This window comes from Bacillus sp. EB106-02-03-XG38 (assembly GCF_058792175.1).
This window is the reverse complement of the sequence record NZ_JBYTED010000003.1, coordinates 162,591-179,078: the sequence shown is the minus strand read 5'-3', so window position 1 is coordinate 179,078 and position 16,488 is coordinate 162,591. Positions and strand designations below refer to the sequence as shown.

The 16,488-nt window shown below is 37.3% G+C and carries 17 protein-coding genes and 1 pseudogene; 3 read left to right on the top strand and 15 right to left on the bottom strand.

Translation table 11 applies throughout. The features are described 5' to 3' along the window. The 8 genes and pseudogenes from AC3WTI_RS15355 to AC3WTI_RS15320 all read right to left on the bottom strand — a co-directional run. A pseudogene (locus tag AC3WTI_RS15355) lies at positions 1-1,310 on the bottom strand (DNA translocase FtsK); the annotation flags it as partial. Between the two features lie 155 nt (positions 1,311-1,465). Next, positions 1,466-2,422 (bottom strand): N-acetylmuramoyl-L-alanine amidase, encoded by a 957-nt coding sequence (locus tag AC3WTI_RS15350; protein WP_142286662.1) that lies wholly within the window; start codon positions 2,420-2,422, stop codon positions 1,466-1,468. Between the two features lie 40 nt (positions 2,423-2,462). Continuing rightward, positions 2,463-2,807 (bottom strand): thiamine transporter, encoded by a 345-nt coding sequence (locus AC3WTI_RS15345; protein WP_087958512.1) that lies wholly within the window; start codon positions 2,805-2,807, stop codon positions 2,463-2,465. 195 nt (positions 2,808-3,002) lie between these two features. Next, positions 3,003-3,617 carry a YtpR family tRNA-binding protein gene (gene ytpR / locus AC3WTI_RS15340; RefSeq protein WP_001006770.1) on the bottom strand — a complete coding sequence of 205 codons (615 nt, stop codon included), beginning with the start codon at positions 3,615-3,617 and terminating at the stop codon, positions 3,003-3,005. Next, the gene (locus AC3WTI_RS15335; RefSeq protein ID WP_087958511.1) at positions 3,614-4,426 is read right to left on the bottom strand and encodes a DUF1444 domain-containing protein; all 813 of its coding nucleotides are present in this window, start codon (positions 4,424-4,426) and stop codon (positions 3,614-3,616) included. The genes ytpR and AC3WTI_RS15335 overlap by 4 nt, the downstream gene beginning before the upstream one ends. A 78-nt stretch (positions 4,427-4,504) precedes the next feature. After that, positions 4,505-4,819 carry a thioredoxin family protein gene (locus tag AC3WTI_RS15330; RefSeq protein WP_000838193.1) on the bottom strand — a complete coding sequence of 105 codons (315 nt, stop codon included), beginning with the start codon at positions 4,817-4,819 and terminating at the stop codon, positions 4,505-4,507. Positions 4,820-4,902: 83 nt separating this feature from the next. Next, positions 4,903-5,412: a DUF84 family protein gene (locus AC3WTI_RS15325; protein WP_087958510.1), complete on the bottom strand. Its 510-nt coding sequence runs from the start codon at positions 5,410-5,412 to the stop codon at positions 4,903-4,905. Positions 5,413-5,667: 255 nt separating this feature from the next. Further along, complete coding sequence (locus tag AC3WTI_RS15320) at positions 5,668-6,741, bottom strand: M42 family metallopeptidase (RefSeq protein ID WP_087958509.1); 1,074 nt, start codon at positions 6,739-6,741, stop codon at positions 5,668-5,670. 148 nt (positions 6,742-6,889) lie between these two features. On the opposite strand from AC3WTI_RS15320, the gene AC3WTI_RS15315 reads away from it, so the two are divergent. After that, positions 6,890-7,201, top strand: a complete 312-nt coding sequence (locus AC3WTI_RS15315) for a PepSY domain-containing protein (RefSeq protein ID WP_000118537.1) — start codon at positions 6,890-6,892, stop codon at positions 7,199-7,201. Positions 7,202-7,391: 190 nt separating this feature from the next. Here AC3WTI_RS15315 and AC3WTI_RS15310 read toward each other — a convergent pair whose 3' ends face one another. Together AC3WTI_RS15310 and trmB are read right to left on the bottom strand one after the other, a co-directional pair. Beyond that, complete coding sequence (locus tag AC3WTI_RS15310; RefSeq protein ID WP_087958508.1) at positions 7,392-8,246, bottom strand: YtnP family quorum-quenching lactonase; 855 nt, start codon at positions 8,244-8,246, stop codon at positions 7,392-7,394. A gap of 69 nt (positions 8,247-8,315) precedes the next feature. Then, positions 8,316-8,969: a tRNA (guanosine(46)-N7)-methyltransferase TrmB gene (gene trmB, locus AC3WTI_RS15305; protein ID WP_001239381.1), complete on the bottom strand. Its 654-nt coding sequence runs from the start codon at positions 8,967-8,969 to the stop codon at positions 8,316-8,318. A gap of 234 nt (positions 8,970-9,203) precedes the next feature. Between trmB and AC3WTI_RS15300 the strand changes: the two genes are divergently transcribed. Then, positions 9,204-9,482 (top strand): YtzH-like family protein, encoded by a 279-nt coding sequence (locus AC3WTI_RS15300; protein WP_016118745.1) that lies wholly within the window; start codon positions 9,204-9,206, stop codon positions 9,480-9,482. A 3-nt stretch (positions 9,483-9,485) separates the two neighbouring features. Here the strand turns inward: AC3WTI_RS15300 and AC3WTI_RS15295 are convergent, their stop codons facing one another. The 4 genes from AC3WTI_RS15295 to pepV all read right to left on the bottom strand — a co-directional run bounded on the left by AC3WTI_RS15295 (position 9,486) and on the right by pepV (position 15,091). Next, entirely contained in the window at positions 9,486-10,283 is a 798-nt protein-coding gene (locus AC3WTI_RS15295) for a phosphotransferase family protein (RefSeq protein ID WP_087958507.1), read from the bottom strand. Positions 10,284-10,512: 229 nt separating this feature from the next. Continuing rightward, a complete protein-coding gene (gene pulA, locus AC3WTI_RS15290) occupies positions 10,513-12,654 on the bottom strand; it encodes a type I pullulanase (protein ID WP_097841577.1) in 2,142 nt (713 codons plus the stop codon). A 137-nt stretch (positions 12,655-12,791) separates the two neighbouring features. Next, on the bottom strand, positions 12,792-13,337 hold the full coding sequence (thpR, locus tag AC3WTI_RS15285) for an RNA 2',3'-cyclic phosphodiesterase (RefSeq protein WP_087958505.1): 546 nt from the start codon (positions 13,335-13,337) through the stop codon (positions 12,792-12,794). 347 nt (positions 13,338-13,684) lie between these two features. Beyond that, positions 13,685-15,091, bottom strand: a complete 1,407-nt coding sequence (pepV, locus tag AC3WTI_RS15280) for a dipeptidase PepV (RefSeq protein ID WP_087958504.1) — start codon at positions 15,089-15,091, stop codon at positions 13,685-13,687. 357 nt (positions 15,092-15,448) lie between these two features. Between pepV and AC3WTI_RS15275 the strand changes: the two genes are divergently transcribed. After that, the gene (locus AC3WTI_RS15275) at positions 15,449-15,670 is read left to right on the top strand and encodes a DeoR family transcriptional regulator (protein ID WP_000805512.1); all 222 of its coding nucleotides are present in this window, start codon (positions 15,449-15,451) and stop codon (positions 15,668-15,670) included. Between the two features lie 81 nt (positions 15,671-15,751). Here the strand turns inward: AC3WTI_RS15275 and AC3WTI_RS15270 are convergent, their stop codons facing one another. After that, a complete protein-coding gene (locus AC3WTI_RS15270; protein ID WP_087958503.1) occupies positions 15,752-16,480 on the bottom strand; it encodes a pseudouridine synthase in 729 nt (242 codons plus the stop codon). Positions 16,481-16,488 lie beyond the last annotated feature (8 nt).

Below are 16,488 nucleotides of genomic sequence, written 5' to 3'. Positions count from 1 at the left end.
ACTTCTACTTCTTCTGACTCTTCTGCTTCTGCAATTACTTCCACTTCTTCTGACTCTTCCGTTTCCGCAATTACTTCCACTTCTTCTCGCTCTTCTGTTTCTGCAATTACTTCCACTTCTTCTCGCTCTTCTGTTTCCGCAATTACTTCCACTTCTTCTCGCTCTTCTGTTTCCGCAATTACTTCTACTTCTTCTGACTCTTCTGCTTCTGCAATTACTTCCACTTCTTCTGACTCTTCCGTTTCCGCAATTACTTCTACTTCTTCTGGTATTTCCACAACGATTGTTTCTTCCAGTTTTTCTTCTGCTTTGACAATCACTGATTCTTCTGGTGCTTGCTTTTCTACTTCGATAGTAGGTTGTTCTATTTCTGTATTACGTTTAATTTCTTCTGATAATATTGTACCCTCGTGCTCTACTTTAGAATCTAATAATTCCGCTTGTAGAGTGTTTTTTGCCACTACATCACTTTCTTGCTTCGCATCTTCCATACGCTCAGCAATTGTTTCGTGAAGTAATTCAACCGTTGGAACTTCCTGCGGTGCACTCATTTCTTGAACCACTTCTTTTTCTTCTACTATAGGTTCTTGGCGTTCAATTTCATAACCGTTTTTCTCTAGCCATTGATCGACAACGGACTTTTCTTCCTTTTTACTTTGTTGATCTGGCTGATCCACTCCTGCATGACTGGAAGAATTCGTTGCTTGTCCTTGTGAGAAATCAGATAATGTATATCCTTTTTTCTCTAACCATGCATCAACGACTGGTTTGCCCTCTACAGATATTTCAAGGTCTTCTCTTTCCTTTTCTTCCTCCTGCTTCTCTTCCTTTTTCTCTACTGAAGGACGATTATATCCGTAAATTGGCGAAATCATTTCTGTTGGACGAAATGGTCTACGGTTACTTTCTTGCGTAGGTGCAGATGCTTTCTTTACGATAGGCTCTCGCTCCGGTTCATATTGCATTTCCGGCTCTTCATATGTAGAAACTACCTTCTCCACATACTGTCGTCTACTTCTTTCCACTTTGATTCCTCTTTGAATAGGCTGCTCTTCATATGTTACAGCTTGAACAGGTTGTTCTTCAAAATGCCCTGTTTCTATAACATCTTCTTCATCGAACCCATTATCTGGTACTAATGGAAAACGGCATTTACCTGCATTTCTACTTGCCATTTGTGCTTCTCTTGCTTCAGTGTAGTGGTTTACACGAGGAATTTTCGGCTGACTTTCAACTTGCTTTGGTACTTCTTTATTCATCGCTGTTTGTTCTTCCTCTTTGTTAAACAGCTTTTTCATCCAATCTAACATGCTTACCACTCTTTCTACTAAATAGTAACATCCTTTATTGTATCAGCATTCGGCAAAAAGTGCAGGTAAAATTAAGCATGTCATATTTATCCATAATATTCTAATTTACGAGTGTTTTCATATGGAAAAACGCACCCTTACATGTAAGACTGCGCTCAAGCTTTACTCTTCCGATATTCATCTACACTATCCGTTACACTTTGCAATAAAGAATTTATATACTGCGGGTCAGATAATTTTTTATCTTCTTCAGGGTTTGACATAAATCCAAGTTCTAATAGTACACCAGGTACTTTGGACCAATTAAATCCAGAAAGGTCATCCCTAAATTTAATTCCATTTACCTTCACTTGCTGATTCTCTCTCATTTTATTTACGATCGTTTGAGAGATTTGAAGGCTTTCCGCATAAATCTCTTTCGTATACGGACTTCCTTCTGCCGGTGTCAATACAGCAAATCCACTTTGATTCGGATTTTCAGCACCATCTGCATGAAGACGTAAAAATAAATTCGCCTTATGATCATTCGCCAATGTCGCACGTTCCTTATTACTTATATCAACATCTTGTGAAGTTCTCGTCATTAATACTTGCATTCCCTTTGCTTCTAACTTTTCTTTTAATACGAAAGCCATTTCTAATACAAGAACAGCCTCTCTTTTTTTCGTGACAACACCAGTTGTACCATCTGTCACTTTATATTTTTGCGTCGTCGCTCCTGGCCCAATCGGCTCTAAATTTAAATTCGCCTTTTGTTGATGGCCCGGATCAATAACAACGAGAAACTTTCCTTGTTTTTCATTACTCTCTACTTTTTCTTCATTATTTTGCAGTGGTTGCTCGGCTAGCTGCACTGGCGTAGCTTCCTCTTTCTTTTCCTCAGCCGGCACTTCCTCCTGCTTCTGCTCCACTTGCTCAGTTGTTTGAACTGCTTGCGGTTCTTCTTTCTTTTCTTGTTCTGCTTCCTGCTTTTCTACCGGTGCGTCTTCCTTGTTATCTTTGTTTGTTTCCTGCATAGAAGATGTTACTTCTTTTTTCGGCTCTTCTTGCGAACAACCGCCCATATATATGCCAATGAATGCAATCATACTCATTATTTTTATATACTTCATGTTTTTCTCCCATCACTTTGCACCGGTCTCAAAGTTTTTCTTATAATTGTTTTATAATCTCATCCATATTTCCAATATGAACGGGTTGCCACGTTTCAGTACCACGCTCTGCAGTATAAACTAAATACGTATCATCAGACACATTTACGAAAACTGGATCCCCCATATCTGTTTCGTATCCGATAACAATCCATTCTTCTTTCCATTTTCCACTTTCTTCACTTATTAATGAATTTTTATGTTTATCATATCGATAACCGATTTGTCCTTTTTCTAATTCATTTTCACTAAACAAATATATTTCATAGGAACCTAACTCGATATCTTGCTGTTTTGAAGTTTCAATTCGTTTCAGAAGTTCTGCGATTTTTAGTTGTTGTTTCATATTTCTATCCCCTTCTATTTTTCTAAATTTTAACTATTTTGTTTATAAAACACAATATAGATTTTAAGAAAAAAGGTGACATCCTTATGAATATGAACGATTTTCTACATATATCTATCACAACTCACAATATATCAACGATTCAATAGAAAAGAGAGGTTATCCAAAAGGACAACCTCTCTTTTCTTACATCAATTAAAATTTAAACTCTTGTCCAACTTCAAAGCTATCTTCTAATACAAGAATACCTTTTTCTTGTGGAGCATCTGGAAGCTCTAATTCACGCGCTGAGCAAATCATTCCAGAAGAAGGAACTCCGCGAAGTTCAGCTGGTTTAATTAGCATACCGCTTGGCATTACAGCGCCGATTTTTGCAACGACAACTTTTTGTCCTGCATCAACGTTTGGTGCGCCACATACGATTTGTAATGTTTCTGTACCGATTTCTACTTTACAGATGTTTAACTTATCAGCATTTGGATGCTTCTCTTTTTCAGCTACATAGCCTACAACAAATTTTGGAGAAAGATCTGCTTCTACTGTTTCTTCAAAACCGTTCTTCGCTAAAATTTCGTTGATTTTTTCTACAAGTTCTTTCGTTAATGTTAAGTTACCTGTTTCTTTTACTTCTAAGTAAGAAGATGCATTAAAGATGTTGAATCCTGCCGTCACGTTGCTTTCACGATCGTATACGCGTGCAACATCTCCTTTGCGATCAAAAGTACGGTTCTCTAAAGTAATATCTTGTAAGGCAACAATTAGAGTGTCACCAATTCCTTCAAGGTTGTAAAAAACGTTCACTTCGTTCATCCTTTCTCTTTTCCATCTGTCTTCTTCCGATTTTTCGCTAAAATAAAGATTGGTTCAAAGTCCCCATCTTCATATACGAATGAAAGTGATGTAATCGGAACATGCCCTTCGGCAAAAAATTTCATTGTCATTTGTGCAATAATATCATAACCGATTTCGTTGACGATATCAGCAATAATTAATACATCTTGGTGAGGAACAGCAACAACCATGTCACCAGAAATCTTTTCACGCATCGATTGTAATAACGATTCGTTTAAAATACGAGTCGCATCATACCCATCATTTGTGTTTAAGAAGTAGAATGTATTCCCTGCTACTGTGTCTTGTTTAAATTCATAACCTAATGAGCGAGCGTTGAATAATGCCATTTCACGCACTTGTTGCTCTGTAAGCCCTAATTTTTGTAATAAACGCTCATCAATTAAACGATATGTTTTATTCGAATCTAGCGCATAGTAAATACGTGTTTCCGCCGTATGATCCGTCATAATGAACGGATTTCCTTCTTCTGCTTGTTTCGGGAAAGAAGTAGAGCGAATAACAGGTAAAATCTTCGCCGCGCTATTTTCTTCTTTATGCATCGCAATTAACGCTTCTTGTACGTAATAGGCAACCTCTTCAATCGCCTTGTCTTTATTCACTTCCCATTTTGCTACAACTCCTGGAAGCGATACGTTAATACCTTTTTTCGAGTCTTTTTGCTCTATACGTAGAACTTCTTTCTCGCTATCATACTGAAAGTCCCATTCCGGACGAGATAATTTCTTCATTAACTCGTCTTTCATCTTCTTACTTGTCATCTTCATCTCTTTTTCCTCCCTTCCAAAAAAATAACCTCCCCCGCGAAGGTAGAGGTTGTTTTACAATTCAATTGGCAAATTGCCTTATTTTAAACCTTCAATGAACTCTTCGATTTGTTCTTGTGTTTTACGATCTTTGTTTACATAGCGACCTGTTTCTTCACCTTTATTGTACGCTACAAAGCTCGGAATGCCAAATACGTCTAATTTTACGCATAGATCAATAAACTCATCACGATCTACATAGTAAAATGAGAAATCACTATATTTCTCTTCTACTTCTGGCATAAATGGGTCTACGAAGCGGCAGTCTGGACACCATTCTGCTGAGAACATAAAGACTACATTCTCTTCATTTTTTAATTGTTGGAATTGCTCCATGCTTTCTAATGATTTCATCTATATTTCCTCCTCTAACGAGTGCATTTTTTCATGTTATAATCTTTCTTTTATACTACCATACATCGCGCACGGTGCAAGGTTTATGCTTGCTTTTCATCATACTTATATTGCCCAACAAGTAACTTAACAACGTGTACAAATAATTCCGTACGGTCGACATAATCATCCGTAAAAATACCGATTGCACCTTCGTGACTACGAATATCTTTTCTCTGTACAAACTCTTCCATCACTTCACTTAACTCCTTGCCATCTTCAAGAGGAGCTAAAAAATCATCTGGCAACTTAATACGCGCCCCGCCTGCAACGAATATTTTCCCGTCACTTGTTGCTAGCGCGCCCCAGTTACACATAAATAAACCGTGCTCCGTTTTCATTACACCGCCTTCTAATCCAATGCCGATTTGCGCTTTTCCTTCTTGCAGCGCTCGCTTCGCTCTATTAACCGCTCCTTGCATCGTCTCTTCATCTGAAAAAGGCTGGTTCGCTACCCCTGAAGGAACAGAAAGAGATGTAATTGTAGCCTCTTTCCAAACCTTCTCCACAGCTCCAACCTTCGTTTTATTCTTCGATCCAACTACTACTTTCATTTCGTTCACCTCTATAAAAATTCATGATTTCGCCCTACTTAAATTAAACACTAACCACTACCACATATCACCGGGGCACTTATTCAACCTAAAAAAGAAGTTTTTTGCCGAACTCGACTCAAAAACAACCTTCCTCTCTCTTCCTACTTGGGGTCTCAATACATCATTCGAACACCAATTAAGCACTGACCCCTTCTACACATGGATGGGTCATCTATTCAACCTAAAAAAAGAAGGGTTTTTCACCCTTCCTCCTTACGCGTTATTCTTAATTGTTTCTAACGTCGTTTTATCCGTTGCTCTTACAAGCTTCGTAATTAACTCTTTCGCTGCTGCATAGTCATCAACATGTAAAATAGAAGCATGTGTATGAATGTAGCGCGCGCAAACACCAATTACTGCTGATGGGATACCAGAGTTACTTGTATGTACACGGCCCGCATCTGTACCACCTTGTGAAATAAAGTATTGGTACGGAATGTTGTGTGTTTCTGCTGTATCTAAAATGAATTCGCGCATTCCTCTATGTGTTACCATCGTACGGTCATAAATACGAAGAAGAGCGCCTTTTCCTAATTGACCGAACTGCGTTTTGTCACCAGATGCATCATTTGCTGGACTTGCATCAAGCGCATAGAAAATGTCTGGTTGAATCATATTTGCAGCAGTTTGTGCACCACGAAGACCTACCTCTTCTTGTACAGTCGCACCAGAGTATAATGTGTTTGGTAATGTTTCATCTTTTAATTCTTTTAATAATTCGATTGCAAGGCCACATCCGTAACGGTTGTCCCAAGCTTTCGCCATAATTTTCTTTTCATTTGCCATCGGCGTAAACGGGCAGATTGGCACGATTTGTTGTCCTGGTTTTATACCAATTTCAATCGCATCTTCATAGCTGTCTGCACCTATATCAATTAACATATTTTTTATATCCATCGGTTTTGCACGTTGCGCGTCACTTAATAAATGAGGAGGAATAGAACCAACAACCCCAACAACAGGACCATTCTTCGTCATAACTTGTACACGTTGTGCTAATAGAACTTGGCTCCACCAGCCGCCTAACGTTTGAAAACGAAGCATTCCATTTTTCGTAATTTGCGTAACCATGAAACCTACTTCATCCATATGACCTGCTACAAGAACACGTGGGCCAGTTTCGTCCCCTTTTTTCAGACCAAATACGCTACCTAAACCGTCTTGTACAATTTCATCCGCATATTTGCTTAATTCTTGCTTCATAAAACGGCGTACATCATGTTCAAAACCTGATGCACCTTGTAATTCTGTTAACGTACGAAATAATTGTAATGTCTCTTTATTCACGAAGTCCCCTTCTTTCAAACCTTAGTAGAATACCTCTTTTATTGTAACGAAATTTTCGAAATGTTTCTAGTTTCTTCTTTTTTAGCTGTATTTGCTTTATAATTATTATCGGTACACTATTTTTATTTTATAGAATTGAGGTGAAGATATGAGCTGGAAAGGTTTAGTAGCAGGTCTTGGCGTTGGTTTCGCAGCTGGTTATTTTGTTGCAAACAAAGTACAAGAACAATCCCATATTTCTTCAGAAAAAGCATTGAAAATGGTGAAACAAGCATTAAGTCATAAAGGTGAAATTACTGGCTCTTGGGTACATATGGTTCCAGAGACATTTGAAAAATATGATGTCGCATACGAAGTTTATCGCGGCGGTCTTACAACGATGTTAGATGATATACAAGAACGATTTGAATTTTTAGTTGATGCTAAAACAGGTACTGTTTTAGAGGTTATAGCAGCATAAAAAGAGGGTTCCCATTAGGTGAACCTCTTATTTTTTTGTGGATAGTAATTGAAATGATATCAGCGATTTTCTAAATTTATCGGCGCAACTCAGTTTATATCAGCGATTTTTCAAATATATCGACTTACCGACAAAAAATGACACCAAAAAGGAGGCTATCCCAACAGATTGCTGGAACACCCTCCCATTTTTATGCTTCTATACTCGTTTTTCTCTCTATCTTTTCTACAATATGCCCTTCCTCATTCCACTTTACTGCACGGTAATACGCGTCATGATAAAACGTAAACCAAGCATCGTTTTCAGCGCCATACTTCATCCACTTTTGCTTATTTTCAATTGATGTCATCGGATAATCATCATAAGCCATTACCCATAATACATTTTGATGTGCGTGCGTCGGCAATAGGTCCGCTAAATGAAGCATCGTTTCACCTTTGCTTTCTAACGCAATAACTGCATGCCCATTACTATGACCGCCTGTATGCGCCATTTTTATTTCATCTGTAATTTCTATTTCTTGATGGAATGTAACAACTCGATCTACAATCGGCTCCCAATTTTCCTTCCAATATGTATTGCGTGATCTAATATTTGGGTTCCTCATTTCATTCCATTCTGTTTCACTTACGTAAATTTTCGCATTCGGAAACGTCGGTACAAGGTGATCACCTTCCCATTTTGTTAAACCAGATGCATGATCAAAATGAAGATGCGTCATTAAAACGTAGTGAATATCTTCAGGCTTTAATCCTAGTTTTTCTAATGATCCGTGAACCGATGATTCTTCTGTTACACCTTGATTTCGCTTCATCTTCTCATTCAATTTACCATTTCCTATTCCGGAATCAATGAGCATGTTTCCGTCTTTCGTTTGCAAAAGTAACGGATCTGTTCGTAAATAAATATGATTTGTATCATTATGTTTATACTTACGTGACCAAAGCACTTTCGGCACAACTCCAAACATCGCTCCCCCGTCTAAATGTGTGTTCCCGCCTTTTAGCCACGTTACTTTTATATCTCCAACTTGTAACTGTTCCATTACACATCCCCCTTTTTAATTAATTTTAACATAAAATTCTGATTATTTTAGATAGAAAAAACCTATGCATTACTGCATAGGCTCTGTACGATATTTCGCTTCCACTCGGTAAATACGATGACCTTTACTAGAGAATTTCTCTTCGTATTCTGTCATAATATTTCCTTCATAATCACTATTATGAAGATCTAGGCTAAGGTAAGTTAATAACATACCATACTCAGCCATACTCATTAGAGAGTATTCAAATAAACCTTGGTTATCTGTTTTGAAATGAATTTCTCCGCCCTCTACTAACACTTCTTCATAATTGCGTAAAAATGTTTTATACGTTAAACGACGCTTCGTATGACGCTTCTTTGGCCATGGATCTGAGAAGTTTAAATAAACGCGATCAATCTCACCTTTTGCAAAGAAAACTGTTAAATCTTCAGCATCTTTATTAATTAACTTTAAGTTCGGTAATTCTTCTTCAATTAATTTATCAAGTGCATCTACAACAACACTTGTGAATTTTTCAATTCCAATATAATTAATATGAGGATTCGCTTTTGCCATATCATACATAAAGCGGCCACGACCTGTACCTACTTCAATATGAATTGGTTGTTCATTTCCAAATACTTCTTTCCAATTACCAGCGCGCTCCTCTGGGTTTCCGATTACGATATGTGAATACTCATTAATTCGATCCATTGCATATGGTTTATGTCTTAAACGCATAGATGTCTCCCTCTCTTTACATAGCTATTTTAAAGGAATAATTCCTTCTTTCTGTTTTTAAATCAATCTACCAAACAAAAAACCAAGTACGTACGAGCACTCGGTCCGTTTCTTTCAAGTATAAGATGTACCATTTTGATAAAAACTACATACAGCATTAAACATTCCATGACGAAACAGCTTTTTCTCTTACATTTCTAGAAAGAGAAAAACAATCGAAAGGATGATCCGTTCATGCCAATTAATCAACAACATCAATTAGAAGTGCTGAAAGATATTTTAGTCAATCACCAAAGTGATTGTTGCGGGACAGTTTCTGAATGCGAGCAATTAGAGCGCCTCATTCAATCGTTACTCGCAAACGATAATGTAAGTAGTGACGCTAAAGCAATGCTAAACGATGTATATTCTTATAGTCAATCGGGTAAATCTTCCTCTAATTTGGACAACCACATTTCCAATAATCAAGAACAACTTACACAGTGGATTGCTGGAATGGACAATTTTTCTTAAGTATTACTCTGAAGCAAGTAGTTGCTGTAAATATTGATGCCAATATTCAGCTTCTGCTTGCTGCTTTTTTGTTGTATGCCATTGAATAGACAAAATCGTTTGTGCTATTACATACCATCTCATACGCCTAAGCAGCGATTCATCCATTTCAATATCATAATAACCGAGCCACTCACTCCATTCGTGGCGCGGAATGTACCAATATAATAACATACCAAGGTCTAGAGCTGGGTCAGCAATTACAGCTCCGTCCCAATCAATTAAAAACAACTCATCTTCATCCGACAATAGCCAGTTGTTATGGTTTACATCACAATGGCATACAACGAATTCATTGTACTCAATCTCTTTTAATGAACCCATTAAATATTGAAGGCCTTGCTGAATTGTTTCATCATCCCTTATATCTCCTCTTAAAACGAGTTGCAATTGTTGTAATAACTCTTGTGCGTGAAGCGGCTGCTTCCCAAGTCTTTGAATCATCTGTACAAGTGCTTTAGAGGAGTGTATTTTCTTCAAAAGTTTCGCAACACGTTCTAGTTTCATATCCTCTGGCTCTAGCTTCTGTCCCGGAAGCCATTTTTGAGCAGAAATTACATCACCGTTCGTTACCCTTCTTGTCCAAAGTAATTTTGGAACAATTCCTTCTGCTGACAATACCGCTAAAAAGGGCGATGTATTCCGCTTTAAAAATAACTTTTGTTGTCCGTTTTGCGCAATATATGCATCGCCCGTTACTCCACCAGCCGGTACAAGACTCCACTCTTTTCCTAATAATTGTTCCAACCATTCCATATTCATTACCCGTTAACAAATCCTTATCTTTTATAGTTATGAAAAGAAAAACCGCAACATTTCTACACATGTTGTGGGTTCATATATATTTTACTGTAAATGAAAAGAAATTTTGGCATAAGCCAAAAACTCTCTATTTTATTTTACAAAACCAGTCATAGAATGACAACTTATCAAAATCGTCACCTTTGTCAATTCTACATTTATTACATTCTCATCGTCAAGTAGCGATTTGTCACATTATCGTCAATATATACGTGCTAATTGGAGCGAGCCTAAGTTCCTTTCCTCTAAATGAAGAAATTGGCTCTATTTTCGCTTGCTTTTCGTTTACTAACACATGCCACGTTTCTTCTTTCGGAAGTTGCACCGTTTTAGCTTCTAAACCACTATTAAATAAAACGACAATCTCTTTCCACGGTCCAAGCGATTCTGCATGCTCTAGGTGGTATGCAAGTACTTCTGGAGATGTTTGCAAAAAAGTCATGTGCTTTTTTATGAAGTCTGCATTTTGTAATCGAAATGCTCCGTGCTCTTTACGAATCGCAATTAAACCTTTTATATAGTTAACGGTCTCTATCTCTTTCTCTTTTCGATCCCAATCTAATTGATTAATTTCATCATTTGCATTATAACTATTTTCATTTCCTTGCTTCGTACGATAAAACTCTTGCCCAGCATGTAAGAAAGGAATGCCTTGCGACAGAATCACCATTGCGCTCGCTAGCAGATGACGTTTTTTCAACATCTCTTCTGACTCTTCATTGCTGCGCATTAATTTATCCCACATCGTCATATTGTCATGACATTCTACATAATTAATGCTTTGTACAGGCTCTAGAAACAAACCTGTTTCTTTCATACTCAAAAGGCTTCCTGCTGCTATATACTGCAAATGATTACAGTCTACATGCCCACCAAATGCAAAACCGCGCTTATTTATATGAAAGGTACTCCCTTTTATCCCATCACGAAATTGATCATTAAATTGCGCAATATGCGGCATTTTCTTCGCATTATTTAGCGTTGCTTTTTCTTCAGTTGGAAGTGGTGTTTGTAGATCCCATCCTTCCCCTAATAGCAATGCATCTTGTTTTATGTTTCGCACTTCTTTTTCTATTATATTCATTGTATCAACATCTAAAATTCCCATTAAGTCGAATCGGAATCCATCGACATTGTATTCAGTAAGCCAATATAAAATAGACTCTACAATGAATTTCCTCATCATTTTCCGTTCAGATGCTATATCATTCCCGACTCCCGTCCCATTAGAGGGCATACCATTTTCACCATGACGAAAATAATATCCTGGGACAAGCTTTTCAAATGATGATAGCTCTCTTTCATACACATGATTATATACAACATCTATAATCACTCTAATGCCGTGCGCATGAAATGTTTCAATTAACTGTTTACACTCTATTATCCTGTTATACGGGTCAGAGGGATTTGTAGCATAATATCCCGTTGGTGCATTGTAATATAATGGATTGTAACCCCAATTATAGGCAGAGGAAGGATTCGCCTCATCTACACCGCCGAAACAATATAAAGGCAATAATTCAACATGTGTAACACCTAAATCTTTTATATGAGACAAACCTGTCAATGTCCCATTTCGCCCTGTTGTTCCTTCTTCCATTAGCCCTTTATACGTTCCTTTTTTACTTACTCCACTATTCGGATGAATAGTGGCATCACGAATATGCAGTTCATACAATATGGCATCTGTCATTGCTTGTAATGGTGGTAATTGCTCCCCCTTTGTTACAGTTGTCTTTTCTAAATCGATAACAATGCCATACTTCCCATTCACAGTGACTGACTTTGCGTAAGGATCCACCGCTTCATTCCATATTAAATTAATACAAACAAGAAACGTATACTTTTCTCCGGCTAAATCGCCCTGTAATGTATGAGTCCAAACTCCATTTTCTCCTCTATACATTTCATGATCGATATATTCCTTATCACTTTTATAAATTCTTACTTTTGCAAGTCTCGCAGTTGGAGCCCATACTTTAAATGTCGTTGCTTCCTTTTGGTACACTGCCCCTAAATCAGTACCTTCGTAATAATACTTTTCATCAAAAATCGCTGTTCTTATGACAGCACCTATTTGTAAATCTGTTTCTTCATTCCGTTCATCTCGTACTGTATAATACTTCCCCACATCTAGCGGCTCTTCTATAAAGCACTCATACTTCGTTGCATCCGGAAGCGCAATTGTATGAGCAATCGGTAACTCTTTCACGTTACTTCCTTCTTGCAAACGAAATGTCCGGCTTGTTCCATACGCATGTGGGAGCAAAATTGTAATTTTATTCATTTCATCTAAATAGGCATCAAATGGACGTTTTACTTTCAACATAAAAAAATCACCATCATTCTTAAAGTTAAATGAAACGAGCTGCAAATGATAAGGCTATTCTTATCCGCAAGACTCTATACAGTAACACATTATTCTTTATAGTATATTCACCTGTATAAAAAACGTTTTCATACATTCTATTTTTGTAATTTTATTTCAGCAATCGCTTTATACTTCGGTGTCTCCTTCACGTGAGATTCGTATAAAGTAATCGTATCCGCTTGAAATGATATTTCAGGCACTTCCTTTATATGTTCTAAATCAAACTTTCCTTCTCCTACCCATTTACGGGCAACAGTAATATGCGGATGATACGGGCGCGTTTCTAAAGAAAATCCATTCCCTTCACACATAGCATGTATTTGCTTTTGTACTTGAAACAAATCTTGATTCTCACTTACCTTCGCCCAAAAAATACGTGGCCTATCTTCCATACCGAACGTTGAAAATCCTTGTAACTTGAACGATAGTTCCTTTGTTTCTATAAGTGTTTGTAATCCATTCTGTATTCCTTCTAATTGTTCCTCTGTCGCACTCCCTAAAAACGAAAGAGTAATATGATAGTCTTCTTTATGTACCCACGAACGAAATGGTAATTCCTCCTGCATTTCCTCTTTATAGTTAGACAGCACTTCTTTTATATAATTTGGTAACGTAATTGCAACAAAATAATGCGGCTCCATGTACATCTTCTCCTTCTTTCTATTGTTGCTTTTCTTTCCTATCTCATTCAATGAAAAAGAATCGAACTTCCCTACAAGTTTAACCAAATTCAGGTCGCGTTAATAAAGTGAAACTTTAATCAGTGGGGGTCTTCATCCCCCACTGATTATTAGCCCTCACCAATCGGACTTTTATGGGCAGCCCGATCCCCACCTAAATTCTTTGCTTTCGCTACATTTTGAGGTGGGGGTCTTACTGCCCATTAAAGCGGGATAAATGAACTTATATTGACTTAACAACAAACGACACGTAACAGAAAACCGTCCCAAAATATGTATCGGGACGGCTCCTGTTATTTATATATCTATTACTTCGCTAATTCATGAATTGCTTGCGCGTAAATTGCTGTCGCTTTTAATAAGTCTTCAATTTCAATGTACTCATCTTTTTGATGCGCAAGCTCTTCTTTTCCAGGGAACAACGGACCAAACGCAACACCAGCTTTCAATGAACGTGCATAAGTACCACCGCCGATTGCTAATAGCTCTGCTTGTTCTCCTGTTTGTTCTTCGTATACACGCTGCAACGTACGAATTAATACGTGGTCTTTATCAACGTGATGCGGACGAGAGTTCGAATAATCTGCTACCTCAAATCCATGCGTACTAACGTATTCTTTTAACTTTGTAATCATTTCTTCAAAGTTAGTCGTAACTGGGTAACGTACATTTAATCCTAAATTACCACCATTTTCTTTCGTATAAGAAAGACGACCAACATTCACTGTTAACGGGCCACTAACCTCATCTTTATAAGCGATAGTAGCCTTTTCACCATAAATATCACCAGTAAATGTTTCTGTTGCAAACGTTGCAAACGAAGCTCCTTTTCCATCAAGAGCAACTTTAGTTAAGAAGTTTGCCAGTAATAAGCCGGCATTCTCCCCCTTCTCCGGAGTAGATCCGTGAGCCGAAATCCCTTTAATTTGCAGCGTCACCGTATTACCTTCTACAATTGCTTCACCTATTTTTTTAGCAGTTTGTAAATACTCTTCATATGCTACTGTAAGTGCATTTACATCTTCTCCTGTAATAATTGCTTCTGCAAAATCAGGAACCATATTTAAACGACGACCTGACTCAAATGAAACAAGTTCATATGTACCTTTCTTCTCTTCACTGCCACTTTGCACAACTTGTATATCAGAAATTCCTTTTTCTGCATTAATAATCGGAAAATCAGCGTCTGGCGCAAAACCGATTGTTGGCATTTCTTCATTTTTAAAGTAGTGATCTACACATTTCCAATTGCTTTCCTCATCTGTTCCTAAAATCATACGAACGCGTTTTGAAAGAGGTAAACCTAATTCTTTCACAATTTTCATCGCATAATAAGCTGCCATCGTTGGGCCTTTATCGTCAATTGCACCGCGTGCAAAAATCTTTCCGTCGCGAATATCCGCACTATATGCAGGAGTCGTCCAGCCATCGCCTTCTGGTACAACGTCAACGTGACAAAGAATACCTACTAATTCTTCTCCTTGTCCCATTTCAAGATGACCTGCGTATCCTTCTAAATTTTTAGAAGTAAAACCTTCAGTTTCTCCTTTATGTAACATGAAAGATAAAGCTTTTTCTACACCTTCACCGAATGGTGCGCCCTCTTTCGCCGATTCTTCTTCCCATACACTTTTAATTTGTAAAAATTGTTGTGTATCACGAATTAAATCATCTTTTCGTTTTGCAACCTCTTCTGTCCAATTAATTGCTGACATCACGCATCCATCCTTCACTATATTGTTTCTTTCATCATAACAAACCGAAATCTCTTATGCTATACACGAAAACTAAATACCGAACAATTGTAATATTTCAGATATTTCTTATTAGTTTTTCTTTTATTTTTCTAAAAAAATTTGCAGGAATTTGGCGTTTTACGTAGAATTTTATGTGTTAGTTGACTGACCATATATACAATGTCAACTACCAATATTTTTCTATATGAATATTTGTTAAACTTTTGTAAAATTTAAGTAGATTAAAGCATGAATTTTATCATGTAGAGTACAATGGTAGTAACGACCTTCTTTCCTGAATGGGGTCAAAAAAACTAGTAGAGGAGTGGTTTTCTCTTGAAACCTACAACTACTCGTATGCTAACACGCATTAAATCAATTTATATGTACATCAATGAAAACGGAACGGTAACGACGAAAGACCTTGTAGATGAGTTCGGGATCACACCGCGAACGATACAACGTGATCTAAATGTGTTGCAGTTTAATGAACTCGTGTATAGCCCTTGCCGCGGTAAGTGGACAACAACAGGAAAGAAAGTGAGAATGACCTCATAACGAAAAATAATTGTATGTAAATAAATACATACCCCTTTCTAACTCATTAGAAAGGGGTCTTTTCTGCGCCTAAAAACAGCACTATTTTTCAGTATCTACTTGATATGTTTTTAACATTTCTACTTCTTCATCTGATAGCTCTCGGTATTCTCCAAGTTCTAACTCTGCATCTAATACTAACGGTCCCATCTCTGTTCTCTTTAGGTAGACTACTTTTTTCCCTACCGCTTCAAACATACGCTTCACTTGATGGAACTTTCCTTCTGTAATGACAAGCTCGATTTCAGAAATCTCATCGCTTTTTAATATTGTAAGTGCACCTGGCTTTGTTTCATAGCCATCATCTAAAATAACACCTTTAGCGAACTCTTTTACATCCTCTTCTGTTACTACTCCTGCAACGTGTGCATAATATTTTTTCGGCACATGCTTTTTCGGAGATAACAATTGGTGTGATAACTTCCCGTCATTTGTTATTAATAAGAAACCTTCTGTATCAATATCAAGTCGTCCAACTGGGAACGGGTCAAAGATTGCATCTTCTAACTCTAATAAATCTATTACCGTTTCATGATTATCATCTTCTGTCGCTGAAATAACACCTTGTGGTTTATGCATCATTAAGTAAACAAATTCTTTATATTCCACAACTTCACCGTGAATCATAACTTCTTGTTCTTCGACATTTACATGAACCTTTGCATCTTTCACTGACGTTCCATCAATTTTCACAACGCCGTCTTTCAATAATTTCTTTACTTCTTTTCTACTTCCATATCCCATATTCGCTAATAATTTATCTAATCTCACGTTTTTCA

Coding starts and splice junctions, on each gene's coding strand:
- AC3WTI_RS15350 (WP_142286662.1), bottom strand. CDS start 2,422: ATGAAGTATATAAAAATAATGAGTATGATTGCATTCATTGGCATATAT.
- AC3WTI_RS15345 (WP_087958512.1), bottom strand. CDS start 2,807: ATGAAACAACAACTAAAAATCGCAGAACTTCTGAAACGAATTGAAACT.
- ytpR (WP_001006770.1), bottom strand. CDS start 3,617: ATGAACGAAGTGAACGTTTTTTACAACCTTGAAGGAATTGGTGACACT.
- AC3WTI_RS15335 (WP_087958511.1), bottom strand. CDS start 4,426: ATGAAGATGACAAGTAAGAAGATGAAAGACGAGTTAATGAAGAAATTA.
- AC3WTI_RS15330 (WP_000838193.1), bottom strand. CDS start 4,819: ATGAAATCATTAGAAAGCATGGAGCAATTCCAACAATTAAAAAATGAA.
- AC3WTI_RS15325 (WP_087958510.1), bottom strand. CDS start 5,412: ATGAAAGTAGTAGTTGGATCGAAGAATAAAACGAAGGTTGGAGCTGTG.
- AC3WTI_RS15315 (WP_000118537.1), top strand. CDS start 6,890: ATGAGCTGGAAAGGTTTAGTAGCAGGTCTTGGCGTTGGTTTCGCAGCT.
- AC3WTI_RS15310 (WP_087958508.1), bottom strand. CDS start 8,246: ATGGAACAGTTACAAGTTGGAGATATAAAAGTAACGTGGCTAAAAGGC.
- trmB (WP_001239381.1), bottom strand. CDS start 8,969: ATGCGTTTAAGACATAAACCATATGCAATGGATCGAATTAATGAGTAT.
- AC3WTI_RS15300 (WP_016118745.1), top strand. CDS start 9,204: ATGCCAATTAATCAACAACATCAATTAGAAGTGCTGAAAGATATTTTA.
- AC3WTI_RS15295 (WP_087958507.1), bottom strand. CDS start 10,283: ATGAATATGGAATGGTTGGAACAATTATTAGGAAAAGAGTGGAGTCTT.
- pulA (WP_097841577.1), bottom strand. CDS start 12,654: ATGTTGAAAGTAAAACGTCCATTTGATGCCTATTTAGATGAAATGAAT.
- thpR (WP_087958505.1), bottom strand. CDS start 13,337: ATGGAGCCGCATTATTTTGTTGCAATTACGTTACCAAATTATATAAAA.
- pepV (WP_087958504.1), bottom strand. CDS start 15,091: ATGTCAGCAATTAATTGGACAGAAGAGGTTGCAAAACGAAAAGATGAT.